We start from the raw sequence: 26,146 nt of genomic DNA on the forward strand, positions 1-26,146 counted from the left end.
GTGGGGAGGAACGACGGGGCGGTGGACGCCAAGGTCCTCGAGCAGGCGATCCTGGCGCTCGGCCGCGACACGGCGCTGCTCGCCCGGTTCCGCGCCGACCCGCCCGGCGTCGGCGCCGAGCTCGGGCTCGACGCCGAGTGGGCCGGGGTCATCGCCGACGGGCGGCGCGACCGGCTCCGCTCGGCCGGCGTCGTGGACGGCATCACGATCCTGGTCAGCCGGTGGTTCGCCGACGACCTCGGCGACTCCACCAGCGCGAGCCGCTTCCACGTGGAGCACTCCGCGCCGCTGCCCGACCCGGACGTCCCGGCGACGCTGGTGTTCGCGGGCGGCTGCTCGCACGTCCCCGACCTGCTGGCCCGCCCCGAGATCGACCCGGCGGACGGCGTCGCCCGGCTCACCGAGGGGTACCGGCGGCTCGGCGAGCGGATCGCCGCGGCCGACCCCGACGTGCTGATCGTCACGGCCGACTGCCATTTCCAGAGCTTCCGGACCGGCGCGTTCGTCGTCGGCACCGGCGCGTCCCACACCGGGTCGATGGAGTTCTTCAAGCGCCCCGACCTGGACCTCGCGCTGACCGGCGCGCCCGGCTTCGCGCGCTCCATCGTGGACGCGGTCCGCGCCGAGGGCATGGAGGTCGAGGAGTCCGAGCGGATCGACCTGGACCACGGGCTGATCGTCCCGCTGCGGCAGGTGCTGCCCCGCCCCGACCTGCCGGTCATCCCGATCATCACGCAGCCGGCCCGGTCGTTCTCGCCGTTCGGCGCGCGGGCGTTCGGCGAGGTGCTGCGCACGGTCCTGGAGACGCGGGGCGAACGGGTGGCGATGCTCGCGACCGGCGGGCTCTCGCACTGGCTCGACCCGGGCAAGTTCGGCGGCGTGGACGTCGAGTTCGACACCTACATCCTGGAGATGCTCCAGGCCGGGCGCGGCAACGACCTCGGCAACCTGGAGCCCTACCCGCTGCTGGACCACGGCCAGTACGAGTTCCTCAACTGGCTCATCATGCTCGGGCTGGTCGGTCCGAGCGTGCCCGCCGAGGTGCTCGCCTACGAGCCGATGGAGGCGTCCGGCGGCGGCTGGACGGTCGTCGACCTGCCCCTCCCCGAGCGGGCCGGGCGCGCGTCCGGGCAGGAGCACGCGCATGCCTGACCGGACGCTGACCGTCGGCCTCACCCAGTGGCACGCCACCCGCGACGTCGCCGCCAACGTCGACACGGCGTGCGCGATGATCGGCGCGTGCGCGGGCGCCGACCTGGTCCTGCTCCCGGAGAACGGGCTGATGCTCGGCACCAACACCGAGATGCGGGACGCGGCGCTGGCCGCCGACGCCCCGGAGATCGGGGCGCTGCGGCGGGCCGCGAAGGCGGCGGCGTCGACGGTCGTCCTCGGCGGCTTCAAGCGGCGCGCGGCCGGCGGCATCCGCAACACCGCGCTCGTCATCGGCCCGGACGGCGAGATCGCCGGCGGCTACGACAAGATCCACCTGTTCGACGCGCGGATCGACGGCCGCTCGTTCGAGGCGTCCGGCGTCGAGACGGCCGGCGACCGCCCCGTCCTGCTGCGGGTCGCGGGCGCCACCGTCGGCTTGACGATCTGCTACGACGTGCGCTTCCCCGAGCTGTACCGGGCGCTGGCGCTGGCGGGCGCCGAGGTGCTGCTCGTCCCGTCGGCGTTCACGCAGCGGACGGGGGAGGCGCACTGGGAGCTGCTGCTGCGGGCCCGCGCCGTGGAGAACTCCGCCTTCGTGGTGGCGTCGGCGACCGTCCGCGGCGCCGACGACGACGCGTTCCCGACCTACGGCCACGCCCTCGCCGCGGGCCCGTGGGGCGAGGTGCTGGCCGACCTCGGCACCGCGCCCGCCGCGAGCCGCGTCCTCGAACTCGATCTCGGCGAGGCGGCCCGCCGCCGGGAAACGCTTCCGGTGCTGCGCGGGGTGCGTCCGGACGCCTACGGTGTCCCCGCGGACACCATCAAGATCGACTGAGTAACGGCCACGGAGGGGGACGGGACATGACTGCGGAACCGGATCTGCCCGAGGGGGTCGTCCGCGCGGGCGAGCCCATCGGGATCGGCAACGAGTTCACCGGCGTCCAGATCCGCAAGGTGTGGACGCGGCAGGGCGAGCGGCTGGAGATCCTCGTGCCCAAGCACGGCCACCGCATCCTGCTGGACGCCATGCAGCTGGAGATCATCGCGCGGCAGGACCCGGAGCGGTTCACCCAGCTGTTCGCGGTCGCCCTCGGCTCCGAGGGCGCCCCGGGCGCCGGGCACGTCCCGGACACCGGCGAACCGGACACCGGCGAGTCGAACACCGAGGGGGACGGGCGCCGATGACCGAGTCCAGGCCCGGCAACACGGTCGACGCGATCTACCAGACGCTCCGGGAACGGATCATCGACGGCGTCTACGCCCCCGGCCTCCGGCTGTCCCAGGGCGGGCTGGCCACCGAGCTGGAGGTGTCGCGGACGCCGCTGCGCGAGGCGCTGCACCGGCTGGAGGCCGACGGCCTCGTGGTCGCGGAGGCCAACCGCGGCATGGAGGTCGCGCCGACCAGCGCCGCGCACGTCGAGCAGTACTACGGCCTGCGGCTGCTGGTGGAGCCGCCGACGATCGCCGGGATCGTGTCCGAGCTGACCGCCGGCGACCTCGCGCGGATGGACGCCGACCTGGAGCGGATGGAGGGCGACGGCCGCCGCATCCGCGACTTCCAGGAGGCGCACCTCCGCTTCCACCGGACCGCGCTCGGCCGCTACCCGAAGGCGTGGGCGGAGCTGACCGAGTCGCTGCACCTGAAGATCTACCGGCACCAGCGGCTCTACCTGTCCCATCCCGAGGCGCCGGAGGACTTCACCCGGCTGGACCGGCTGCTGCTGGAGGCGATGCGCGACCGCGACGCGCAGTCCGCCCGGCAGGTCCTGGAGTTCCACCTGATCGACGCCGCGCTCGGGCTCGTCCTCGACCAGGACCCCGACCACGTCTTCGGCCCCCTGCCGCTCGCGGCGCGCGGGCTCGGCATCGAGCTCGGCACCACGCCGGACGGCCGGATCCAGCGTCCCGGCACCTTGCGCTGGCCGCGGTCCGGCCTGCGCGCCGAGCTGAACCTGTCCACGTCCAACCTGCGGCACGTCCGCGAGGAGAGGGAGAACGCATGACCGCGATCCGCTTCGGCATGATCGTGCCCAGCTCGAACACCACCATGGAGACCGAGATCCCCGCGATGCTGCGGGCCCGCGAGGAGATCGCGCCGGAGCGGTTCACGTTCCACTCCGCGCGGATGCGGATGCAGCACGTCGACCCCGAGCAGCTCCGCGCGATGGACGACCAGTCCCTCGTCTGCGCCGAGCAGCTCGCCGACGCCGACGTGGACGTGATGGCCTACGCCTGCCTCGTCGCGATCATGGCGCACTCGCCGGGCTACCACCGGGTCAGCCAGCAGCGGCTGTCGGCGGTGGCGGGGAGGGCGCCGGTGCTGACGTCGGCGGGCGCGCTGGTCGAGGGGCTCCAGCACCTCGGCGCGAAGAAGGTCTCCGTCATCACCCCGTACATGAAGCCGCTGACCGGAACGGTCTGCGAGTACATCGAGGCGGAGGGCGTCGAGGTCCAGGACGCCGTCAGCCTGGAGGTGTCCGACAACCTCGCGGTCGGGCGGCTCGATCCGGCGAACCTGGTCGACATCGCCGCGAAGGTCGACACCTCCGGCGCCGACGCGCTCGTGCTGAGCGCATGCGTGCAGATGCCCTCGCTGCCGGTCGTGCAGCGGATCCAGGACGCGTTCGACATCCCGGTGGTGACCGCGTCGGTCGCCACCGTGTGGCGGACGCTGCGCGAGCTCGGCCTCAAGCCGGTCGTTCCCGGCGCCGGGTGGCTGCTCGCCGACCGGGATTGATTCTTTCTGGCCTTAAATGTGCATACAAATCTGAATTTACTTCTGCATGCATAGGTGTGCCGTCATTCGTGGAGAAGTGAGAGGAGCTGCTGATGGGTTCGCTTGAAGGGCAGGTCGTGGTCTTCACCGGGGCCGGCTCCGGGATCGGCCGGGCCGTCGTCACCCGGTACGCCGCCGAAGGGGCGCGCGTCGTCGCCCTGGACGTGTCGGAGAAGGTCACCGAACTCAAGGCCGAGCTGGGGGACCGCGTCGTCCCGCTCGTCGCCGACGTCCGGTCCTGGGAGGGCAACGTCCAGGCCGTCCAGACCGCGCTGGACACCTGGGGACGGCTCGACGTCTTCGTCGGCAACGCCGGCATCACCGACGCCGCGCGCCCGCTGGAGGACATCCCCGGCGACCGGCTCGCGGCCGGTTTCGAGGAGCTGTTCGGGGTGAACGTCCTGGCGCCGATCCTCGGCGTCCGAGCCGCGCTGGACGCCCTGGTGGAGTCGCGTGGTTCGGTCATCCTCACCGGATCGTTCGCCGGATCCCACGCCGCGGGCGGCGGCGTCCTCTACACGGCGTCCAAGCACGCCGTCGAGGGACTCGTCCGGCAGCTGGCGTACGAGCTCGCTCCGGACGTGCGGGTCAACGGCGTCGCACCCGGCGTCGCGCCCACCCGCCTGAAAGGGACGACCACGCTCGGGCAGACGGCGGCCGACTCCGTCCTCGACGGGACCAGGGAAGCACTCCCGCTGCAGGAGATCCCGGAAATCGACGCCTACAGCGGCATCTTCACCCTGCTGGCGTCGCGCTCCGACTCCGCCGTGATGACCGGCACGATGGTGACCGCGGACAGCGGCCTCGGCATCCGGGGCATCGCGCGCCCCGGCGGGCGCGTGCGGACCGCCGGGTGACCGGGCGGCTGGACGGCCGGGTCGCGGTCGTCACCGGCGCCGATGCCGCGCTCGTCGCCGAGGGCGCCGCCGTCGTCCTCGGCGGCCGGGACCGCGAGCGCCTCGCGGCGCAGGCCGCGAAGCTGAGCGCGCAGGGCACCGCCACCGCCTGCGCGGGCGACCTGACGACCCCGGCCGGCCGCGACGCGCTCATTGAGGCGGCGGGCCGCGTCGACATCCTCGTGAACAACGCGGGCGGCTTCGTCGAGGCCGTGACCACCGCGGACGCGTCCCGCGAGGACTGGGACCGGCAGATCGAGCTGAACCTCACCGTGCCGTTCCTGATGTGCCAGGCGGTCCTGGACGAGATGGTGCGGCGCGGCTGGGGACGCATCCTCAACATCGGCAGCGTCGTCGCGACCGCCCCGCAGGCGGGCAACGCGATCGGCTACGTGGCGGCCAAGGCCGGCCTGGTCGGCTTCACCCGCCAGCTCGCCGTCGAGGTCGCGGGGACCGGGGTGACCGCGAACGTGCTGAACCCCGGGACGGTCCGCACCGAGCACCTGCTCGACTACTTCGCCGCCTCCGGAGCGGCCGAACGGGACCTGGCGGCGAACATCCCCGTCGGCCGGCTCGGCACCCCCGAGGAGATCGCCTCACTCGTCCCGGCCCTGGTGGGGGAGGGCGGCGGGTTCCTGACCGGAGCCGTCATCGATGTCAACGGAGGAGCGGTACATGCCTGAACGTCACGTACCCGGCCGCCACGGCGGCGGGGGAGCGCTCGCAGGGAAGGTCGCACTGGTCACCGGCGGTGCCGCCGGGATCGGGCGCGCGGTGGTGGAAGCCTACGTCGAGGCGGGAGCCAAGGTCGCGGTCCTGGACCGCGACGCCGACGGCGCCGCGGCGACCGCGGCGGAGTTCGGAGCCGACGTGCACGCCACGGTCGGCCTGGCGGAGAGCCTGGCCGACAACCAGCGGGCCGTCCAGGAGGCGGTGGACGCCTTCGGCCGGCTCGACGTGTTCGTCGGCAACGCGGGCGTCGGGGCGGGCAACCTCCCCCTGGCCGGCATCCCGCTGGACCGGCTGGAGGCGGCCATCGACGAGATCTACGCGATCAACGTCAAGGGGTACCTGCTGGGCGCACGCGCGGCGCTGCCCGCGCTGCTGGAGACCGGCGGGAACATGATCTTCTCCTGCTCCATCGCCAGCTACCGCGCGGTCGACGACGGCGTCCTGTACGTCTCGACCAAGCACGCGGACCTCGGCATCGTCCGCCAGCTCGCCTGGGAGTTCGCACCGCGGATCCGGGTGAACGGCGTGGCCATCGGCGTGGGCAGGACCCGCATGCAGGGCTTGGCCGCCCTGGACCAGGACCCGATCGACGCCGTCCTCCCGGGCGCGGAGCAGGTCATCCCGCAGGGGTTCATCCCTGAACCGGGCGACCACGCCGGAGCCTTCGTGTACCTCGCCTCCGACGCGGCCCCGCTGACGACGGGCGAGTGCCTGTGGACCGACAGCGGGTTCGGCGTCCGCGGCATCGGCCGCCCCGCCGGCGGCACCGACCTGGATCCGGCCGCACTGAGGGCCTGACCGGCGAAGACGTAAGGCGGCTGGGCGGGGGCCAAGGCCGCACATGTGCATTTCCCAGACGAACACTCAGAACCACCCACCCCCCTCTCGCCCTTGGAGCGACCATGTCGCTGGCCCCGGAAAACACCCTCCCGCCGCTGCGGACGAGCAGCACCGACGACCCCGACGTCGTCGCCGAGCAGCGCGCGGACGACTACACCAGCCACCTCGTCCCGACCACCGCCCGGGTCGGGCGCTGGCAGCTCACCATGTCCTTCTGGTCGCTGCTGAGCGCCATGGTCTGGCTGTTCTACGGCGCCCTCGCCGCCGGCCTCTACGGGACCTCCGCCGCGCTGACCGCCATCGGCGTCTCGGTGGTCACCTACAGCCTGATCAACATGCTGCTCGCCGGGTGGGCCCGGCGCAGCGGCCTCAACAGCACGCTGCTGTCGCGGCGGATGTTCGGCGTGATGGGCGCCTCGCTCACCGCCCTCCTGGTCGCGGCCAACACCACCTACTACGCAGTGTTCGAGAGCAGCACCCTGGCCGTCGCGTTCGAGCACTACACCCCCGGCTGGGACGTCCGGGTCTGGTACGCGATCGTCGCCCTGGTCATGCTGCCGCTGATGCTCGGCGGCGTGCAGACGTGGATGGCCCGCCTCAACGGCGTCCTGCTGCCCCTCTACCTCGTGGGCATCGTCGTCGCCGTGGTCGTCGCCGCGATCAGGTTCGACGGTGGCGGCTGGCTCTCCTTCCAGGGCATCGTTCCGCCGGAGGCCCGTCCCATGCCGGGCTGGCTCCTGAGCGTCATCCTCTACATGGGCATCTACCTCACGATGCCCACCACGGTGGACTTCGCCCGCTTCGCCAGGGCCGAGGACGACCGCTTCCACAAGCACGTCACCTTCGGCTGGGTCTTCTACACCTTCCTGTTCGCGGCCAACGGAGCGGCGGGCATCTTCCTCGTCCGCGCCGCCATCCCCGACCGGCCGGCGGCCGAGACGGGGGTCGTCGAGGCGATCATCGCCACCCTCGGTGCCGCCGGGCTCGTCCTCATCGTCGTGTCGCAGGCCAGGATCAACAGCCTGAACTACTACCAGGCGTCCTCGAACTGGGAACGCCTCATCGCCGGCCTGACCGGACGGCGGCTCGGACGCATCCCCCTCGTCCTCGCCACCACGGCCGTGGTCTTCCTCCTGATGCTCACCGATGTCTTCAGCTACCTGAACAGGGCGCTCACCTGGCAGGGCGTGTTCCTCGTCAGCTGGGTCGGCATCGCCCTCACCCATTACGCGCTCGTGCCGGAGGACCGCGCTCGCGGGCCGGAGTTCCGTGCGCTGCGGCTGCCCCGCGCCACCTGGGGGCTGGCGGCCTGGGTGGTCGCGGCCGGGACCGGCATCTACTGCGCGGAGGGCCCCGGCGTGCCCGCGCTCCTCGCCGAGGGCGCGCCCGCCGTCGCACTGGTGCTCAGCGTCGTCCTGTACGCGGTCGTGGTCAAGGCGCGCCCGCTCGTCGCCCCCGCCGCGCCGGATCCGCGCCTGGAGGTCGAGGACGCCGCGGCGACGCGGGCCGAGTGCCACCGCTGCGCGAAGTCCTACATCGTCCTCGAGATGGACCGCGAACCCGCGGCCGGCGACGCCCCCGTCTGCGACGGCTGCGCCACCGCCACCCTCGCCCGCCGCCGCTGACCCACCGGACCGCCGCCGACTTACCGGACACGCCCAGGAAAGCGAGCACCGATGGCCTTCGACAGCCTCTTCCAGCCCGTGACGATCGGCACCCTGAAGATCCGCAACCGCATCGTCAAGTCGCCCAACACGACCGGCACCTGCAACCCCGACGGCACCGTCACCCAGCGCACGATCGACCACTACCGGACGCTTGGCGAGGGCGGCGCCGGCCTCGTCATGGTCGAGTACACCTACGTCGACGACGACGCGGCCAAGTCCATCCACGGGCAGCCCGGCGCCGCCAACCAGGAACACGTCGCGGGCCTCGGCTGGCTCGCCGACGAGATCCGGGCCGGCGGCGCCCGCGCCGGCCTGCAGCTCGTGCACAGCGGCCGCCAGCGCTTCCTCGGCACCGCACCCATGAAGTCGGCGTCGGACTCCTCCTGGGACGTCGCCGAGATGCCGTTCGGCGTCCGGCCCGCCCCCATGACCACCGAGGAGATCGCGGGCGTGGTGCGCAGCTTCGGCGAGGCGGCGGCGCGAGCCCACGCGGCGCGCTTCGACCTGGTGGAGATCCACGCCGGGCACGGCTACCTGATCACCAACTTCCTGTCCCCGCACACCAACAAGCGGACCGACGAGTACGGCGGCGGCGCCGAGAACCGCCGCCGCATCCTGCTGGAGATCGTCGACAGCGTCCGCGCCCGCGTGCCGCGCGAGTTCCCGCTGAGCGTCCGGCTCTCGGTCACCGACTACGAGCCGGACGGCATCACGATCGAGGAGACCGTCGAGCTGTGCCGGCTGCTGGAGGAGCACGGCGTCGACGTCGTCCACGCCTCCGGCGGCCACCACGCCCTGCAGCACTACGAGGCCAGCTCCTGGTTCATGCCGCGCCAGCTCCACCGCTGGGGCTGGGAGAAGATCAAGCCCGCCGTGTCGATCCCGGTCATCGCCTCGGGCTCGCTCGTCTCCCCGGAGGTGGCCGACGAGATCATCGCCTCCGGCAGCGCCGACCTCGTCTCGGTCGGACGCGCCCTGCTCGCCGACCCGCAGTGGCCCGAGAAGGCCCGCACGGGACGGCACCTGGAGATCGTCCCGTGCATCCGGTGCAACGACGGCTGCCTGGTACGGGGTCTGGAGGCCAAACGCAGCGTCGGCTGCACCGTCAACCCGACCGTCGTGGAGGAGGGCCGCTTCCCGATCGGGACGGCGCCCGCCGCCAAGCGCGTCGCCGTCGCGGGCGGCGGCCCGGCCGGGCTGCGGGCCGCCGCGATCCTGCACGACCGGGGCCACCGGGTCGTGCTGTTCGAGCCGCGGGAACTCGGCGGCGACCTCAACCACGCCGTCGGCTCGACGTTCAAGGTCGACATCGCCGAGCTGCGCCGCCACCTCGTGCACGAGGTCGAGCGGCGCGGCATCGAGGTGAGGAAGGCCGCAGCCGACGCGGCCGCCCTCGCCGACGGATTCGACGAGGTCGTCCTCGCCACCGGCGCCCCGAAGCGGCCGTTCCCCGGCCCGGTCTCCGGCACGGCGCTGGTCATCGGCCCGAACGACGTCACCGCCCACGCGGACACGCTGGCAGGACGATCGGTCGCCGTCGTCGGCGGCGGCTTCCAGGGCGTCGAGACCGCGATGCGCGTCGCCGAACTCGAAGGCACCAGCGTGACCGTCCTCGAACGCGGCGACTCGCTCATCCGCGGCGACGAGGTCCACTACGACGCCGAGGAACTGCCCAAGCTCCTCGTCAAGGCCGGCGCCACGGTGAAACTCGGCCACGAGGCCACCGCGATCGAGGACAAGGGCGTGCGGGTCCGGTCGGACGGCATCGAGAGCCTGGTAGAGGCCGACGCCGTGATCGTCGCGCTGGGCAGGGAACCTTCAAGGAGCACCTTGCAGACCGAGCTGGACGCGGCCGGAATCCCGGCACGGACCATCGGCTCCGCCGACAGGCCGGGCCGCGTCTTCGACGCGATCCACGCCGCCTTCTGGACGGCCCGCCTCATCTGACCCTTCCAGAGCGACAGCGCACCAAGACACCGCCCGCCCGGGATAAGCACACCCGGGCGGGCGGGAATCCCTGCAACATGAGGCGCGGTCACGGCTTCATTGATAGGCCGTGGTGAAGCCGGCGATGGCGGTGATGATGCTCATCACGACGCCATAGGCGAGCGCGGCTCTCAGGGGGACGAGGTCGGATGCCGCAAGGGTGCCGGTGGGGTCAGTGCGGCGATAGGTGAGGTAAATCAGAGCGGGATAGAGGAGAGCGAAGGCGGTCGTACCGATGACGAGGCCTACCGCGCGGAAGCGGCTGTCGGACTGGTCGTGGACGGCGGTGTCGACTTCGAACCTGATCTTGGCGGCTTGAACCTTGAGGTCGGCGGACGTTACGGGATCGGTCGCGGCGAGGGACCGCGCCCTGGACTCGAGCGCACCGGCATGGGCGCGCTGCGCCTGCTGGAGCCGGGCCGCACCGGGTGCGGCCCTCAGCTCGAAGAGCGCGTGCTCCTGCAGAGCGAATCCGATGATCAGGAAGTAGACGAGCGTTCCCCATCCGAGCACCTTCAGGATCAGTTCCCGCCGGGCGGCGCCGTCCAGCTCCATGGGGTTCCCTTCCGTTCAGGTGTGGTTCCCGCCGGCACGGGCTGTCACGGGCAGGCGGGGGAGGACGAGAGCCGGTACGCCAGGGTGCACAGGGTGCGCAGCCAGGCGGCGGGAGCGGTCGGTTCGAGGCGGCCGTCGGGGGAGATCCGCCAGGGCTCGGAGGCAGGGTGGCCGCCGGTGAGGATCGTGGCGCGCGGGGCCGGGTCGAACGGGCGCAGCAGCCCGAACCACGGATCGCGGGTCCAGCGGCGCACGGCCAGGCCCGAGGACGCCGTCCAGCGGAGGTTCTGGGTGGTGTAGGTGACGTCGAGGTGGCGCGGGTCGCCGGCGAAGGAGAGGGCGACCGGAACCAGGCCGGCAGGTGAGGGCAGCCTGCCGACCAGGGTGCGGGTGGCGAGGTCCCAGACCTGGACTTCGGTGGGGGTGGCTTGGATGGGGACAAGGGCGGCGAAGCGTTCCGAGGGATCGATGGTCAGCAGCGACTTGTCGAGGCCGCTCGCGCCGAATGCGACGTCCGAGCCGGGGACGGGAGTGCCGTCCCACCAGAAGCGTGTCAGGAACCCCCGGCCGGATTGGTTCGTCCCCAGGACGATCATGTCCCGGTTGCGCGGGCGGACCTGGACGTCCTTGGTGAAGGGCGTCGGGAGGGGGCGCCGTGTCAGCCGGCGCAGGGGATGGATGCTCCACAGAGAGCCGCTGATCATGATTCTGCGGTCGTCGGCGAAGGCGACGCTGTCGCCGCCCTGGCCGATGGTGGCGACCGCGGTCAGGTCCGGGAGCCGGAACAAGGTCGTGGTCCGCGTCTTTGACGAGGTGCTCGCCAGGATCCGGCCGTCGGGTGAGAGCGCCAGCCGCTCGGCGAGCCTGGGGAACCGGTCCTGGGGAGGACGGGATCCGCCCGGCCCGGTGTCGTCGGCCGAGACGGGGATGGGGACCGTGCCGGTGCGGTGGCGGGTGCGGGTGTCCCAGACCTCGGCCCGCGAGGCCGGGTCGATGAGCAGCACGTGGGAGCCATCCTGGGAGAACCGCACGAACTGCCAGGCGGTCAGACTCAGCCCGGCGGGGTGAAGCGTGCCGAATAGGAGCCGATGGATCGTCCTGTCCAGGGCGTCCGGTGCCGGGACCCGGACGACCATGGCGGCGTGGTTCTGGACGGTGATCAGCCGGTAGTCGCCGTTCGGTTCGGCGATGAGCGCGGCCGGCCGCTGGTCGGGCGGCAGTTGGACGGTGCGCATGGAGCCTTCGTCGGCACCGGCCTCGCCCACGTGGACGAGATCCTCGTCGACGAGGTCGCGGTAGGCCACGAGCGCGCCGTCGGAGCTGAAGACACTCGAGCGGGGGCAGTCCGCCGAATCGTTCATGTGCGGAGTCATGGTGTGCCGGGCGAGTACCGCGTTGTCGCTCAAGCTTCGAAGCCTGAGGTCGTAGGAGCGGCCCTCGATGCCGCAGTCGATGAAGGTGTCCAGGTCGCGCGGCGTGGGCGCCCTGGTGGCGTGCGGCCCCGGCGGGGAGAACGGGCGAGTGCCGGACGCGCTCAGGATCGTCGGGAATCCGCTTGCCACGCTCAGGACCGCTTCGCCGGAGGGCAGCACACCGAGCAGTGCCGTTCCGGACTGGAAGTAGGAGCCGTTCTCGTCGACCGGCGGCCTGGCCAGGCGGCGCGGAGCCGTGCCGGGCCGGTCGAGGTCGGCGAGCAGCGTGCCTTCGTTGGTCAGCAGCGCCAGCCATCGGCCGGACGGATCGGCGAGCAGGTCGAAGACATCGGTGTCCAGGAGGAGAGCACGTTCGGGCCGGCCGGTGCGCGCATCGGTGATGACGATCCTTCCCGGAGTCGTCGCCGTCGGATCGGTGATGAACGCGATCCGGTCGTCGTTGAGCCAGACGGGCTTGGCGGCCACCGAGAAGGGTTGGAGCAGGATCGGGCCGGCACGTGCCGGACGCTCAGGCGGCATCCTGAAGGTCCGGACGGGGGCGGCTCCCGAGAGGTCCCAGATCATCGCGGACCTGTCGAAGGTCTCCACCAGCCGGGTACCGCTGCGGTTGATGCGGGACCTTCCGTCAGTGGGTTCGACGAAGGGCGTGAGAGTGAAGACCGATTCGACGTACCGCAGGCCCCGGTAGCGTTCGAGCAGGCGTTCCCGGGTGAACTCGTCGTCGTAGAGCCCGTACGCCTGCAGAGCTGAGAGCAGGCCGTCCGGCATCGACGCGGTCCGCTCGTAGTTCAGGATCTCGTGCGCGGCGAGGGCCGCGTTGCGGTCGTTCCTGGTGGCGACACCTCCGTTGAGCGCGTTCACCAGGGACACCGCCAGCACGACGACCAGCACCAGGGCCAGGCCTCGCAGGACGGAACGGTGCGCGGAGGCACGGGCGCTGGCGTTGATGAGGACGCGTTGGCGAGGGCTCAGTTCGGCCAGGTGGGCACGGCGTTCGCCCCAGGCGGTGAGGAGGGCGCGGCCGCGCAGGAGGTCGTCGCGTGCGCGGTTCAGGTGCCAGCGGCGAGAGCGCGCGTCGAGCTCGTCCTGCCACTCGCGGAACTTCTCGCGCCGCTGGAATTCCCGGTGCAGCCTCGGCCAGGCCCGGACGAGCGTCTGGTGAGCGAGCTCCACCGTGGTGGGGCGGCCGTCACCGCCCGACAACGTCAGAAGGCGGGTGGCGGCGAGGGACCTGGCCAGCGGCGCGTAGGCGCCGAGGTCGTCCAGTTCCGCCACCCGGCGGACGTACCGGCCGCCGGGTACCGGGCTGATCAGCTGGCAGAGCAGCTCCAGGTCGGCCTCGGAGGAGCCGCGGCCGCGCCAGATCTCCTCGGCGAACGAGGCCACCGCTCCGTCCTCGCTGCGGAGCTCGTGGTAGACGTCGTGGCGCAGCAGTCCGGCGACGCGGCGCTCCCACAGCAGGGTGAGCGTGAACTCGAGCAGCGGCAGCGGATTCGGCTCGCCGACCAGGTCGGCCAGGATGGCGTCGACGAGGCCGTCCTGGTAGACGGGCATGCCGACGGGAGCGAGCGGTCGTTCGATCAGGGCGCGCAGTTCGGTGTCGTCGGGGGCACGGATCGGTATGGCCGCGTCCCCGAACCTCTGCCCGATGCGGCGGTCTTCGAGCAGAGTGCCCAGTGACACGGGGCCCACGGTCACCACGAGAGCGAACGGTACGGACCGTCCCGGGCCGACCAGCTCGGTGAGAACCGCCAGCAGCGCGACGGTCTCCCGCTCCGACCGCGCCAAGGCCTCGTCGACCTGGTCGACCACCATGACGATCCGGCGGAGTCCGCCCTGCTCGGCCAGCGGGCCGAACACGTCGCCGGGACGCTCCGCCAGGCGCCCGGCGAGCAGGTCCGGGTCGTTCGCCCATGCGGCCGCGACGCCGGCCCTGGCCGCCTTCAAGCTCGGCTCGGCGCACAGTGCGGCGGCCAGCGCCGACCAGGGCGTCTCGCCGGCGGAGAGCCTGCATTTGGCGACGGCGACGTCCGCCGCCCGCAGTTCCGGCACGAGCCCGGCCCGGACGAGAGAGGACTTGCCGCACCCCGAGGGGCCGGTGACCACGATCAGACCGCCCCGGTTCAGCTCGTCCAGCAGTTGGGCCGTGAGCCGCTCCCGGCCGAAGAACTGCTCCCGGTGGTTCTCCTCGAACGGGTCCAGACCGCGGAACGGGATGGCCGGCCCGGACGCCTCGGCCAGGCCGGGCCATGCCCGATGCAGGGCCGGGCCGGACAGCGCGTAGCCGGTGCGCCGCTCCGGCCTGCTCTCGCTCTCGACGAGCATCCCGACGACGGCGCCGAGTTCGACGTCCAGGACGGGGCCGCCGCTGAAACCGCGACCGATGGCGATCCCGGTCGACCGGTCGTCGTCGATCTGGAACCGCCCCCCGGCGCCGTTGCCTCGTATCAGGCCTTGGGCCCACACCCCCTGGGGCCGTCCGGCGGGGCAGCCGTACAGGCGGACCGGGTGGCCCGTCGTCTCCTCGGCGGCGACGATCTGCAGGGGCATGGCCCCGCCGGGGAGATCGTCCGCGGCGATCCGCAGCCCGGCCACGTCGGCGTCGTCGGCCACGAACGTGACGGTCGCGGGCATCCGCCCGCCCTCGGCGATCAGCGGGAGGTCGACCTCGATCAGCGCGCCGAGCGGAGCCCGGTCGCGTTCCAGCGCGTACGCCGCGACGTGCGCGCACGTGATGAGACGGTCGGCGTCGATCAGGAAGCCGACCCCGACGGGCTCGTCACCCCGCCAGACCCGGACCAGGGCTCGCTCGACGAGCTCAGCCATGGGCCACGGCCGCCCGTTCGCGCCGGACACTGAGGAGCAACGCGATCAGGGTCGACAGCCCGGCGCCGATCCCGAGCAGGGGAGGCCACGGCGACCACGTCCCGTCCGGGAACGGATCGCCGGCGCCTGGACGGGCGAAGAGCGTCAGCAGCAGGCTCGTGGTGTCGGCGACCAGAGCCGTCCCCGGAAGCAGCAGCCAGCCCGCCAGCAGCGGCCGCGCCAGCGGGTATGTGGGCATGAGAACGGCCAGCAGCGGGACGGTGACGACGCAGACGAACGCGAGACTTCCGCTCAACAGACCCAAGCCCGTCGAGGGCCGAAGCAGAAGCCAGATGAAGAGCACGAAGGCGATCACGAGCGCCGCGGCGGGCCGGCGCCGCGGCCCCGTCTCCGGGGCAAGTGGCGGGTTCGTCCGCCACAACCAGATCCACGGCAGGAGAGTCGCGGCCCCCGCCGCCAGCAGCGAGGCCGAGCCGAGCCACAGCACCGTCGGCGCGTCGAAGAACGAGAGGCCGGTCCAGCGGCCCGGAACCGTACAGGCGGTAGTGCCCCACAGCGCCGCCGAACCGGCGAGGAATGCGACCCTCCTCGGCGACCGGCCCCAGAACAGGCAGGCGATTCCGCTGCCCAGGAGCACCGCGTACGGGAGGATCGTGACCACCAGTGCCGCGATCACGGACGCGCTGCCGGCGACCTCGCGGAAGTCGGGGCTGTAGAGATGGCCGTCCATCCGCCCCCACCGGCTTCCCCGCACCTCGATCGCGACCTGCCACGAGCCGTTCGGGTCGTTGCGGAACGCGACCGCCGTGGCCGAACCGACGAGTTCGTGGACGGGTTCGACGTTCAGCGCGTACAACGACAGGCAGAACGCGCCGACGGCGCAGATCCCCGAGGCTCGGGGCAGGATCGGCCCGGCCGCGCGCACGCGCACCTCGGCTCCGGCCCGTTCAGGCGGAGGTGGAAGGTCCGGCGTCGCCGGTGCCCGGTGACTCGCTCGGCCGCTCAATGCTGATCTTGATGTGCGCGGCGCTGGCGGTCTTGGCGACCACCACTCCGACGTCCGCCGTCATGGTGAGCCCGACCTCGACGGTGACCTTCTCGGCGCGGTCGGCCGAGGCCTCCGCTCGCTGGGCGACGGCCCGGGCGATCCGCAGGACGCGGTCCACGCTCTGCTCCAGCGTCTCCTGTGCCCGTTCGGTGGTGGCCTGCCAGCGGCGTCCTGCCGGTACCGGGGCGTCGGTCTCCTCGACCTCGAAGGGAACACCCTCCCCATCGGAGAGGCGAACTTCGACATACTCAGCCATCGCCGCATTCCCTTTAATACCGAGGTGCCAGTGAGATGTGCCGTGCAAGAGAAACGGTAAAGGGAACACCTCGCCCTCAGAGGGGTTCGCAGGGCGGTGACTGCATGTGGCCATGCTGACCGTGTCAGTTGCCAAACCCTGGTCTCCTTGTCCTTAAGGGCATGGGGACGTCCCGGTGCGGCCCTAGAAGATCATTTGGTGATCATCTGCCGTTCGCCCGGGCGTCGGCGCGCACGAAGGACGATCTTGACTGCTCCGGCACATGGCCGGAGCGGAAGGAGATCAGCGTGATGCGCAAGGCAGCTCTCGCCCTCATCACCTCCGCGGCCGCGGCCGGCGCCGCCGGCGTCGCCCTGGCCGCTCCGGCCTCGGCCGCGACGTCGCCGTCCGCCGTCTGCGGCTCGGGCTACTCGGTCATCGACCACAAGGCGCTGACCGGCTCGACGGTCTACCTGCTCTGGAACGGCTCGTCCGGCCGCAACTGCGTGGTGACGGTGAAGACCACGTCGGTGGGCACCAAGACGCGGACGGGCGCCTACCTGTACGTCCAGGGCAGCAACCCGATCGAGGACACCGACAGCTACGCCTACTACGCCGGTCCCGTCTCCGCTCCCGCCGTCGGGAAGTGCGTCCAGTGGGGCGGCGGCACCAACAACCAGTGGTGGTACAGCGGCTGGACGCACTGCAGCTGACCCCGCGGTAACCCGCCCGGGCCCGGACCGAGCGCTCGGTCCGGGCCCTTGGCGACGTGGTCACCGGCCGGCCGTCACAGCCGATGCCCTTCCAGCGTGACGCGGGAGCGGCCTTCAAGGGAGCAGGCCCAGACGGCGGGCGTTGACCACGGCCTCCAGCCGGGAGTGGCTGTGAAGCTTGCGCATCGCGCCGCGGAGATACCCCTTCACGGTCTCGACGGCGATGCCGAGATCGGCGGCCACCTCGGGGTTCGTCCAGCCGAGCGCGACGCACGCGAGGACATCGGTCTCCCGCGCGGACAGGACCGGCGCGGGGCCGGCGGGGGCCGTCGCGGCGCAGGCCCGGCCGAGTTTGTCGCAGGCGGAGTCCAGGCGGTGGCGCAACTGCTCGTCCGCGAGGTCGTGCCGCAGCAGGCGGAGTTCGGCGTAGCTCTCCCGGATCAGCTCCCATTGCCGTCCGCCTGGTCCTTTCCGGGGCTGCTCGGCGGCATTGAGCTGCTCCGCGAATCCGTCGAGGCGGCGTGCGATCTCGTCGTGGACGGCGAGGTCCTGCTCGAGGTCCCGTGCGGCGTCGTGGACGGATTGGACGATCCGGTCCCCGAGCGGGACGGCGGATCGGATCGCGCCGTACAGGACCCCGCGGACGGTGCGGCGGACGGTCACCGGCACCGCCACCATCGCCCGCAGGTCCTCGACCTTGATGAAGCGGTCGTAGTCGTGGCTGATGCCCTCGGCGCTCACGTAGTCGTTGAGCACCATCGGGCGGCGCCGGGCGACGACCTTGCCGCCGAGTCCGAGACCCACGCGCAGGGCGACGCCGCGCATCGCGCCGCGGTGCTCTCCGGAGAACTCCGACAGCCGGAGCCGCTGGTCCGCGCCGACCGGCCCGCCGAACGTCAGCGGGAGCCTGGTCGAGTCGCGGAGGCGGGTGAGCGCGCGGTGGAGCTGGACGGTGTCATCAGGTGCGTGGTGCCCGGTCACGATCTCTTCCTACGTCATCGAGGAGGGGGGTGGCACCCCCCATCTGGGGGTGCCGGACGTGCCCTGCGGAGGCGACCATTCCGGAAACCTCACCTGCGTTCATCCGGGAGCCGCCATGACGAGTCCGCACGATCAGGTCGTCCAGCTGCTGGACGCCTTCGGTTCGCCGCATGCGAGCGCGGCGGAGTCGCTGTGCGACCGGCATCCGCCGGAGGCCGTCGCGTTCACGGTCGTGGAGGCGGATCTGACCGCCCGCGACGTGACCTTCGGGGAGCTCGCCGACGCGTCCGCGCGGGTGGCGGCCGCGCTGGCGGACCTCGGTGTCGGGCGCGGCGACCGGGTCGCGACGCTGATGGGCAAGTCCGCCGAGCTGGTCGTGGCGATCCTGGCGATCTGGCGGCTCGGCGCGGTCCAGGTGCCGCTGTTCACCGCGTTCGCGCCGGCCTCGGTCGCCGCGCGCGTCTCGGCCAACGGCACGAAGGTCGTGGTCTGCGATCCGGCGCAGCGGGCGAAGCTCGACGCGGTCCCCGTCGTCGCGGAAGGCGCCGTCCGGGTCGTGACCACGGGCGTCGCCTCCGGGGACGACCTGGAATTCAGGGACCTGCTGCGGAGCCGGCCGTGGCGGGAGCCGGCCGCGGTCGGCGGCCGGGGCGCCCTCATCGAGCTGTTCACCTCCGGGACGACCGGAGCCCCTAAAGCCGTGCCCGTTCCGCTGCGAGCGGTGGCGTCCATGCGGATCTATCAGGAGTACGGGCTGGATCACCGGGCGTCCGACGTCTTCTGGAACGCGGCCGACCCGGGGTGGGCCTACGGCCTCTACTACGCGATCATCGGTCCGCTGGCGCTCGGACACCGTGCGCTGCTGCTGCGCGGCTCCTTCTCACCGGAGCTGACCTGGTCGGTGCTGGCGGAATTCGGCGTGACGAACTTCGCCGCCGCGCCGACCGTCTACCGCGCGCTGCGGGGGGCGCCGGTGCCGGACGGCCTGCGGTTGCGCTGCCTGTCCTCGGCGGGTGAGCCCCTCACCCGTGACGTCCTGGAGTGGGCCGCAGAGGTCCTCGGCGTGCCCGTCCTGGATCACTACGGGCAGACCGAGCTCGGGATGGTGGCGGCCAACGCGTGGCACCCCGGCCTGTACGCCGACCCGCGTCCCGGTTCCATGGGCCGTCCGCTGCCGGGATGGCGGCTCGACGTGCTGCGCTCCGACGCCGACGAGCCCGCCCGCGACGGGGAGCCCGGGCGGCTCGCCGTCGATGTGGAGGGCAGCCCGCTGATGTGGTTCACCGGCTACGGGAACGCGGCGGCGGGAGCGCCGGGGAACCGGTTCGCCTCCGGCGGCCGCTGGTACCTCACCGGCGACACCGCCTCCCGGGACGCCGACGGGCGGCTGTCGTTCGGCTCCCGTGATGACGACGTGATCCTCATGGCCGGGTACCGCATCGATCCGTCCGAGGTCGAGAGCGTCCTGATGGAGCACGGCGCCGTCGACGAGGCCGCCGTCGTCGGGGTCCCCGACGAGCTGCGCGGCGAGGTCCTGATCGCCTGCGTCGTGCTGCGCCCGGGAACCCCGGAGTCGGACGAGCTGGTCGCCGACCTTCAGCGGCTCGTGAAGACGCGGTACGCCGCGCACGCCTACCCGCGCAGGGTCCACTTCATTCCGCGGCTCCCGAGGACGCCGAGCGGGAAGGTCCAGCGCTTCCTGCTCCGCCGCGAGCACGGGACGGCAGGGCCTTCCTCCACTACGGCAGAGTCTTCCTCCACCACGGCGAAGAGGAGCACGTCGTGAGATCGCATCCGCGCCGATACGCGTACCTCGCCCTGGGGGCCTTCCTCGTCCTCGCGGCCTTCGGGTCCGAGACGTCGCATCCTTCGCGTGCCGCAGCCGCCCACGCCCCGGCGACCGACGCGCGGCCGGTCACCGCACCGTCGTCCACGTTCGTCCCGCCGACGGCGGCAAAGCCGGGGCACAGGACCTGGTATGTGAGCGCGGCGGCGGCGTCCGGCGGCGACGGCACGCGGCGGGCGCCCTTCAACGCGCTGCTCCAGGCGCAAGGCTGGTCGGCGCCGGGCGACACCATCGCGATCCTGCCGGCGGGCAGGCCGCTGGACGGCGGCATCACGCTCAAACCGGGGCAGACGCTCGTCGGGGAAGGGCCGGCGGTGACCTCGCCCGCCGCGCCCGCCGACGCCCCGACGATCACCAACACGTCGGGCTTCTCCAACGGTGGCAACGCGGTCGTGCTCGCCGACGGGACGACCGTCCGGAACCTCGTGGTCGCGGACGCCTACCGTTCCGGGGTGTACGGGGCGAACGTGACCGGCGTGCGGGTGACCGGCAACGACGTCCACGGCCAGAACACCTCCTGCGGGGTCGGCATCCACATCTTCCCCTTCCGGACCTACGCGAGCGCCGGGCTGCCCAACGGCTGGGCCGGCATCATGATCGACAACACCTCCCGCAGCGCGCGCGGGCGCATCGACGGCAACCACGTGCACGACGCCGCCTGCGGTGACGGCATCGACCTCCGCCTGGCCGGAACTGCCCGCTTCGACGCCGCCCTCTCCGGCAACAAGGTCGCCGGCCTGCGGGAGGGCACCGCGCACGGGCTGCGCTCGGTGCTCGCCGTCGGCATCCAGACCGCCGACTCGTCCAGACTGTCCGCACGCATCGACGACACCACGGTCACCGGCATCGGCAGCGCCGGCGCCGACCCGGAAGGCCTGTTCGCCAACATCGGCGGCTCCTCCACCGCCGACATCCGCGTCGACCGGTTCAGCGCCGACGCCATCCGCGGCGGCTTCTCCGCCAACGGCGCGGAGTTCGTGCTCATGCAGGAGTCGGCGCGCGCGAACATCAAGGTCACCCACAGTTCGTTCACGAACGTCACCGGCGACGTGATCGAGGCGCTGACGTTCGGCCGCGGGCAGCGCCTCGTCCTCGACCTCGACGACGTGACGGCGGCGCACGCCGCGCTGCCCTCCGGCGCCGCGTTCGACCGCGGCCTGCAGTGGCCCTTCTACAACACCGCGAGCTGCCTGGTCATCTCGAACACCAGCCCGGAGTTCGAGGACGGCGGCGGCAACACCATCTCCACGTCCGTCACGAACAGCCGCCTGACCGACTGCGTCGCCGGGATCGTCGACGCCACCCGCCGCAGCCAGCGGGAGACGACCCTCACCGTGCGGGGCAGCGCCGTCACGGGCAACCGGCAGGCGAACCTCTACATCAGGAACTCGGCGCCGGTCACCGCCGTCCAGTCCGCGGCCGAACCCGCGCTCGGCTCGCCCACCGCGGGCCGGCTCGGGAGGCTGGCGGTGAAGGTGCGCGACACCGACCTCGGCGGCGCGACGAACGGCCCGGCCGCGTACGCCTACCAGGTTCCCGGAACCGTCCGCTCGACCACGATCGACCTCGGGACCCAGCACGACCCGGGACGCAACGACCTGTCCGGCGGCCACGGCTCCGCCGAACTGACCTCCGTCCCCGTGCGGGCCGACGGGAACTGGTGGGGGCGGCCGGACGGCCCGGAGCCCACCGGCCTCGTCCTCACCGGCGACGCCTCGATCACGCACGAGGACCCCTTGGCCGGGCCGCCCTCGTGAAGCCGCCGCCTCCGTCGCCCAGCGGCCACCCATCGATCGACTCCGGAAAGTTGGAACGCGCATGATCCCCATCGGACTGGCTCTGGCTCCACCGGTCCCCGACGTCCCCGACGCGCTGGCCGACCTGCTCGGCCGGGCGCGCGAGGCGGCGGCCGCGGGCATGGCCTCGCTGTGGCTCGGGCAGGTGTACGACATCGACGCGCTGACCGCCTGGGCCGCGATCGGCGCCCGGGTGCCGTCCGTCCTCCTCGGTACCGCGGTCGTGGCCGTCCATTCCCGCCACCCCATCGCCATGTCCAGCCAGGCCAAGACCACCCAGGTGGCGGTGGGCGGACGGCTGTGCCTCGGGCTCGGCGTCGGGCACCGCGCCACCGCGGAGGACCGCTACGGGATCTCCTTCGACCGGCCGGCGCTGCGGATGCGCGAGTACCTCGAAGCCCTCCAGCCGTTGCTGACGCGGGGCGAGGCCGGCTTCCACGGCCGGACGGTGACCGCCGACACCCGGGGATGGCCCGCGGACGTGCCCGGGGCCGGGCCGCCGCCGGTGCTCGTCGCGGCGATGGGCCCGGCGATGCTGCGGGCCGCGGGGGAGCTGGCCGGCGGCACCGTCACCTGGCTGGCCGGGCCGCGGACCATCGCCGGCCACATCCGTCCCGCCCTGGACAAGGCCGCCGCGGGACGTCCCGCCCCGGCGGTGGTCGCGAGCCTTCCCGTGTGCCTCACCGACGACGCGGAGGCCGCACGCGACCGGGCCGCCGCGGCGCTCGGCTTCTACGCGGCGGTGCCGGCCTACCGCAACGTCCTCGACAGGGAGGGCGCGGCCTCGCCGGCGGACGTCGCGCTGATCGGGGACGAGCGCGTTCTCGACCAGAGCCTCGCCCGGCTGGTCGACGCGGGGGTGACGCACCTGGTGGCGAACATGTCGGGTTTCGTGACCGAGGAGGAACGGCTGCGCACGCTGGAGTATCTGGCCTCCCGATCCGCGCCCGCCGACGGTCGCCTGTGAACCCGCCGGCGGTGAACGCTTCCCTCGCGGTGGCGGGCCGCCACCTCCCGCAGCGCTGATGGAGCGTTCCAGCGCGACCGTGGAACGCTCAGCCGAGCCTGCGGAAGGCACCCGCGTGGAAGACCAGCGGCGGGACGTCCGCGGCCGCGTCGAGGTCGTGGACGCGGAAGACGACGATGTCGTGGTCGCCTGAGCGGACCTGCTGCTCGACGGTGCAGTCGTACCAGGCGGACGCGCCTTCGATCAGCACGGAGCCGTCCGCGGTGGAGCGCCAGGCCACACCGGCGAACCGATCGCCGGTGCGGGCGCCCAGCCGCCGGCCCACATGTTCCTGGTGGGCGCCGAGCACGCTGATGCCGATGCGCGGCGAATCACGCAGCAGCGGCCACGTCGTGGAGGTGTGCGCGACGCACACCGACACGAGCGGCGGGTCCAGGGACACCGGGACGAACGAGCTCGCGGCGATGCCGGCCGGGCGCCCGCCGGCCAGGCCCGCCACCACCGCCACCCCGGTCGGGTAGGCGCCATAGACGCGGCGCAGCTCCAAGCAGAGCGTCGTCATCGTGATGCCCCCTCCGGCGTCGAATTCCCTACTATTCCGACTTGCATAGTTAGGATTGTGAGGGTTCGCCGGGCTTTCGGTCAACGCCACGTCCGCTCGGATCCCGGGGTGCGGGCGCCCTCCGCGCTGGTGGGCGCGGAGGGCGGGCGATCGGGGAGTGGCCTTAATCTCTACTAAACCGGTCTGTTTTAGGGTAATCTCCTCGCCGTGTCCCAGGCAGCTGACCTCTACGGTCGGCGGTACCTCGACTTGTGCCGCCTGTTCGGTTCGCGCTGTCGCTGAACCTCCCGGTCTTACGGCTCCCAGTCCCGTCTACGCCGTCGTCCCACCCAGGTGTGTGCGGCGTGCCAATGGCGCGTGCCCCGCCGACCCCCTTCTCCGGACAGCACCGAGAGGTCTCCTCACCATGACCACAGACGAATCGACCCTGCACGCAGACCGGCCGCCTTCTCCGCGGCCCGCCCCGGCCACCCCGGCCGGTGAACTCCCCACGGACGCCGTGTCCGGCCTCGGCGTCTTCGCCCAGGGCCTGGCCGCCGCCGCGCCCAGCGTCGCGATCGCCGGGGTGCCCGGCTCGCTGTTCCTCGTCGCCGGGATGGGCGCCTTCTGGGCGGCCATCGTCGGCGGTGTCCTCGCGTACCTCATCGCCGCGGTGATCGCGCTGCAGGCCCGCCGGACGGTGTCGTCCGGATCGCTCGGCACCTACGCCGGCAACGGCCTCGGGCCCGCCGCGGCCTTCGTCACCGGCTGGGCGCTCGTCATCGGCTACATCGGGTTCGCCGCCGGCGGCGTGCTCGGCGCCGTCCTGTACTTCAACTCGTTCCTGCAGGAGATCGGCCTGCACACCGACCACCTCGCGGTCAAGGTGCTGCTGCTCGTGCTCGCGTCGGCCGCGGCGTTCCTCATCCCCTACCGCGGGGTGAGCCTGTCGGTGAAGGCGGGCCTCGCCTTCGAGGTCGTCTCGCTGCTGGCGATCTCCGTCATCCTCGTCGCCTCGTACGTCCACTACGGCGCGCACGTCGACTCCGGTCAGTTCGGCCTGGACCACCTCGGCCGCAGCGTCACGCTGATCGCCGCGGTCACCGCCGTCGGCTCGTACGCCGGCTTCGAGAGCGCCGCGTCGCTCGGCCACGAGGCCAGGGACGCCCACCGGAACGTTCCACGCGCGATCCTGCGGCTGGTCATCGGCCTGTCGCTGGTCTACCTGATCGCGACCTATCCGGAGGTGCTCGGCTTCCAGGGGCCGCACAAGCTGGACGCCGACGGCACCCCGCTGCCGGTCGTCGCGCAGAACGCCGGCGTCCACTGGGTGACCTACGTCGTCGACCTGTCGCTCGGCACCGCGATGATCGTGTTCTCCTCGGCGGTCATCAACTCCGGTGCGCGCAGCCTGTTCACCCTCGCGCGCGAGCGGGCCCTGCCGGGCGCGCTCGGACGCGTGCACGCCGGCTTCCGCACCCCGCACGTCGCGATCGCGTTCGTGAGCCTCGTCGGCTTCGCGGTCGGCCTGATCGGCACCGTCAGCGACGTCGGCCGGTTCAAGTGGGACGTCTACGTCAGCATCGTCTCCAGCTACTCCTACCTCTTCGCGTACCTGCTGGTGGCGATCGCCACCCCGCTGTGGCTGCGCAGGATCAGGTCGCTGACGCCCGCCGGCCTGGCGGTGTCCGTCCTCGCTGTCCTCGGCATCGGCTACGTCATCTACAAGAACCTGGTCCCGGTTCCCGAGGGCGCCTACCGGTACCTGCCCTACGTGTTCCTGCTGCTGATCGCCGCAGGTCTCGCCCGCTACCTGTGGCTGCGCGCCCGCCGGCCGGACGTCGCCGCGCGGGTGGGATCGATCCAGACGCTGTCGGAGGCCGAGCGGGAGCGCCTCGCCGCCCTCGGCATCCTCGACGCCGCCCGCGCCGGGAGGAGCACCCGACCCGCGCCGGAGTGACCGGCGCGCCCCACCCGCCCACCGAGAACGAGGGATCAGACCGTGCCCATCCACCTGCACTGGTACCTGCCGACGAACGGCGACAACCGCGACATCGTCGGCTCCGGCGACGGCTCGCAGCGGACGCTGTCCGCCGTCCGGTCCGGCTTCCGCCCGCCGACCGTCGAGTACCTCGGCGGCATCGCCCGCGCCGCCGAGCAGCTCGGCTTCGAGGCGGTCCTCACCCCGACCGGGACGTGGTGCGAGGACGCCTGGATCACGACCGCCGCGCTGTCGGCGGTCACGAGCCGGCTGAAGTTCCTGGTCGCGTTCCGGCCCGGGCTGGTCTCGCCGACGCTCGCCGCACACCAGGCCGCGACGTTCCAGCGGATGTCGGGCGGACGCCTGCTGATCAACATCGTCACGGGCGGCGACTCGGTGGAGCAGCGGCGCTTCGGCGACCACCTCGACCACGACCGGCGCTACGAGCGGACGGAGGAGTTCCTGCGGGTCTTCCGCGGCGTCGCCGACGCCGCGGAGCCCTTCGACTTCCACGGCGAGCACTTCGACGTCGAGGGGGCGGCGATCCCGTTCGCGTCGTACGCGCCGCCGCCCGTCTTCTTCGGCGGCGCGAGCCCGGCGGCGGAGAAGGTCGCGGCGCGGACCGTCGACACCTACCTCGCGTGGGGCGAGACGCCGGCGCAGATCGCCGAACGCCTGAAGCGGATGCGCGGGCTGGCCGAGGAGGCGGGCCGCACGCTGTCGTTCGGGATCCGCTTCCACGTGCTCGGCCGCGACACCTCGGCCGAGGCGTGGGCGGAGGCCGGCCGGCTGCTCGACCGGATCGACGAGTCCCGCGTCCGCGCGACGCAGGAGGCGCTCGCGGCCAGCGAGTCCGTCGGGCAGCGCCGGATGCTCGCGCTGCACGGCGGAGACCGCCGGAACCTGGAGGTGTACCCGAACATCTGGGCCGGCTACGGCCTGGTCCGCGGGGGCGCGGGCACCGCGATCGTCGGCAGCCACCGGGAAGTCGCCGACCGGATCGAGGAGTACCACGACCTCGGCATCGACCACTTCATCCTCTCCGGGCAACCGCACCTGGAAGAGGCCTACCACTTCGCCGAGGGCGCCGCCGCCGAGCTGCGGAGCCGCGGACTCGTCGCGCCCGCCGCCGCGCCCGCGGCGCGCCCTTGACATCGCTTCGCCCACTTCACACC

At 72.5% G+C, this 26,146-nt stretch carries 22 protein-coding genes; 16 read left to right on the forward strand and 6 right to left on the reverse strand.

From position 1 onward, the window contains the following. The 10 genes from F9B16_RS04560 to F9B16_RS04605 all read left to right on the forward strand — a co-directional run bounded on the left by F9B16_RS04560 (position 1) and on the right by F9B16_RS04605 (position 10,010). Positions 1–1,152, forward strand: a complete 1,152-nt coding sequence (locus F9B16_RS04560) for a DODA-type extradiol aromatic ring-opening family dioxygenase (protein ID WP_225991349.1) — start codon at positions 1–3, stop codon at positions 1,150–1,152. Next, positions 1,145–1,987 (forward strand): nitrilase-related carbon-nitrogen hydrolase, encoded by an 843-nt coding sequence (locus F9B16_RS04565; protein ID WP_151538549.1) that lies wholly within the window; start codon positions 1,145–1,147, stop codon positions 1,985–1,987. The genes F9B16_RS04560 and F9B16_RS04565 overlap by 8 nt, the downstream gene beginning before the upstream one ends. 26 nt (positions 1,988–2,013) lie before the next feature. After that, positions 2,014–2,337: a hypothetical protein gene (locus tag F9B16_RS04570; protein ID WP_192808623.1), complete on the forward strand. Its 324-nt coding sequence runs from the start codon at positions 2,014–2,016 to the stop codon at positions 2,335–2,337. Continuing rightward, positions 2,334–3,155, forward strand: coding sequence for a GntR family transcriptional regulator (locus F9B16_RS04575; protein ID WP_151538550.1), 822 nt, complete (start codon positions 2,334–2,336; stop codon positions 3,153–3,155). The genes F9B16_RS04570 and F9B16_RS04575 overlap by 4 nt, the downstream gene beginning before the upstream one ends. After that, complete coding sequence (locus F9B16_RS04580; protein ID WP_151538551.1) at positions 3,152–3,889, forward strand: maleate cis-trans isomerase family protein; 738 nt, start codon at positions 3,152–3,154, stop codon at positions 3,887–3,889. Before F9B16_RS04575 ends, F9B16_RS04580 begins: the two co-directional genes overlap by 4 nt. 92 nt (positions 3,890–3,981) lie before the next feature. After that, positions 3,982–4,785: an SDR family NAD(P)-dependent oxidoreductase gene (locus F9B16_RS04585; protein ID WP_151538552.1), complete on the forward strand. Its 804-nt coding sequence runs from the start codon at positions 3,982–3,984 to the stop codon at positions 4,783–4,785. After that, positions 4,782–5,507: an SDR family NAD(P)-dependent oxidoreductase gene (locus F9B16_RS04590; protein ID WP_151538553.1), complete on the forward strand. Its 726-nt coding sequence runs from the start codon at positions 4,782–4,784 to the stop codon at positions 5,505–5,507. Before F9B16_RS04585 ends, F9B16_RS04590 begins: the two co-directional genes overlap by 4 nt. Next, complete coding sequence (locus F9B16_RS04595; RefSeq protein WP_151538554.1) at positions 5,500–6,354, forward strand: SDR family oxidoreductase; 855 nt, start codon at positions 5,500–5,502, stop codon at positions 6,352–6,354. Before F9B16_RS04590 ends, F9B16_RS04595 begins: the two co-directional genes overlap by 8 nt. Before the next feature lie 104 nt (positions 6,355–6,458). Next, positions 6,459–8,021, forward strand: a complete 1,563-nt coding sequence (locus F9B16_RS04600) for a purine-cytosine permease family protein (RefSeq protein WP_151538555.1) — start codon at positions 6,459–6,461, stop codon at positions 8,019–8,021. Positions 8,022–8,072: 51 nt separating this feature from the next. After that, positions 8,073–10,010: an oxidoreductase gene (locus tag F9B16_RS04605; RefSeq protein ID WP_151538556.1), complete on the forward strand. Its 1,938-nt coding sequence runs from the start codon at positions 8,073–8,075 to the stop codon at positions 10,008–10,010. Positions 10,011–10,106: 96 nt separating this feature from the next. On the opposite strand, the gene F9B16_RS04610 is transcribed toward F9B16_RS04605, so the two are convergent. From F9B16_RS04610 to F9B16_RS04625, 4 genes are read right to left on the reverse strand one after another with little or no spacing between them, the layout of a single operon-like run. Continuing rightward, complete coding sequence (locus F9B16_RS04610) at positions 10,107–10,604, reverse strand: hypothetical protein (protein WP_151538557.1); 498 nt, start codon at positions 10,602–10,604, stop codon at positions 10,107–10,109. 44 nt (positions 10,605–10,648) lie between these two features. Then, on the reverse strand, positions 10,649–14,863 hold the full coding sequence (locus F9B16_RS04615) for a serine protease (RefSeq protein ID WP_151538558.1): 4,215 nt from the start codon (positions 14,861–14,863) through the stop codon (positions 10,649–10,651). Continuing rightward, positions 14,856–15,794 (reverse strand): hypothetical protein, encoded by a 939-nt coding sequence (locus F9B16_RS04620; protein ID WP_151538559.1) that lies wholly within the window; start codon positions 15,792–15,794, stop codon positions 14,856–14,858. The genes F9B16_RS04615 and F9B16_RS04620 overlap by 8 nt, the downstream gene beginning before the upstream one ends. Before the next feature lie 16 nt (positions 15,795–15,810). Then, a complete protein-coding gene (locus F9B16_RS04625; protein ID WP_151538560.1) occupies positions 15,811–16,167 on the reverse strand; it encodes a CU044_2847 family protein in 357 nt (118 codons plus the stop codon). 290 nt (positions 16,168–16,457) lie between these two features. Here F9B16_RS04625 and F9B16_RS04630 point away from each other — a divergent pair, with 290 nt between their 5' ends. Beyond that, a complete protein-coding gene (locus F9B16_RS04630; RefSeq protein WP_151538561.1) occupies positions 16,458–16,859 on the forward strand; it encodes an acetyltransferase in 402 nt (133 codons plus the stop codon). Between the two features lie 114 nt (positions 16,860–16,973). Here the strand turns inward: F9B16_RS04630 and F9B16_RS04635 are convergent, their stop codons facing one another. Continuing rightward, entirely contained in the window at positions 16,974–17,840 is an 867-nt protein-coding gene (locus F9B16_RS04635; protein WP_151538562.1) for a helix-turn-helix transcriptional regulator, read from the reverse strand. Between the two features lie 115 nt (positions 17,841–17,955). Between F9B16_RS04635 and F9B16_RS04640 the strand changes: the two genes are divergently transcribed. The 3 genes from F9B16_RS04640 (at position 17,956) to F9B16_RS04650 (ending at position 22,449) form a co-directional block, all read left to right on the forward strand. After that, positions 17,956–19,626, forward strand: coding sequence for an AMP-binding protein (locus tag F9B16_RS04640; RefSeq protein WP_151538563.1), 1,671 nt, complete (start codon positions 17,956–17,958; stop codon positions 19,624–19,626). Continuing rightward, a complete protein-coding gene (locus F9B16_RS04645; RefSeq protein WP_151538564.1) occupies positions 19,623–21,443 on the forward strand; it encodes a right-handed parallel beta-helix repeat-containing protein in 1,821 nt (606 codons plus the stop codon). Before F9B16_RS04640 ends, F9B16_RS04645 begins: the two co-directional genes overlap by 4 nt. 61 nt (positions 21,444–21,504) lie before the next feature. Next, entirely contained in the window at positions 21,505–22,449 is a 945-nt protein-coding gene (locus F9B16_RS04650; protein ID WP_151538565.1) for a TIGR03564 family F420-dependent LLM class oxidoreductase, read from the forward strand. An 88-nt stretch (positions 22,450–22,537) separates the two neighbouring features. On the opposite strand, the gene F9B16_RS04655 is transcribed toward F9B16_RS04650, so the two are convergent. Further along, positions 22,538–23,011, reverse strand: a complete 474-nt coding sequence (locus F9B16_RS04655) for a flavin reductase family protein (RefSeq protein WP_151538566.1) — start codon at positions 23,009–23,011, stop codon at positions 22,538–22,540. Positions 23,012–23,417: 406 nt separating this feature from the next. Here F9B16_RS04655 and F9B16_RS04660 point away from each other — a divergent pair, with 406 nt between their 5' ends. Then, complete coding sequence (locus F9B16_RS04660; protein ID WP_151538567.1) at positions 23,418–24,950, forward strand: APC family permease; 1,533 nt, start codon at positions 23,418–23,420, stop codon at positions 24,948–24,950. A gap of 42 nt (positions 24,951–24,992) precedes the next feature. After that, complete coding sequence (locus F9B16_RS04665; protein ID WP_151538568.1) at positions 24,993–26,123, forward strand: LLM class flavin-dependent oxidoreductase; 1,131 nt, start codon at positions 24,993–24,995, stop codon at positions 26,121–26,123. Positions 26,124–26,146: the final 23 nt, after the last annotated feature.

It is taken from the genome of Actinomadura montaniterrae (assembly GCF_008923365.1).
Classification (GTDB): Bacteria; Actinomycetota; Actinomycetes; order Streptosporangiales; family Streptosporangiaceae; genus Spirillospora; species Spirillospora montaniterrae.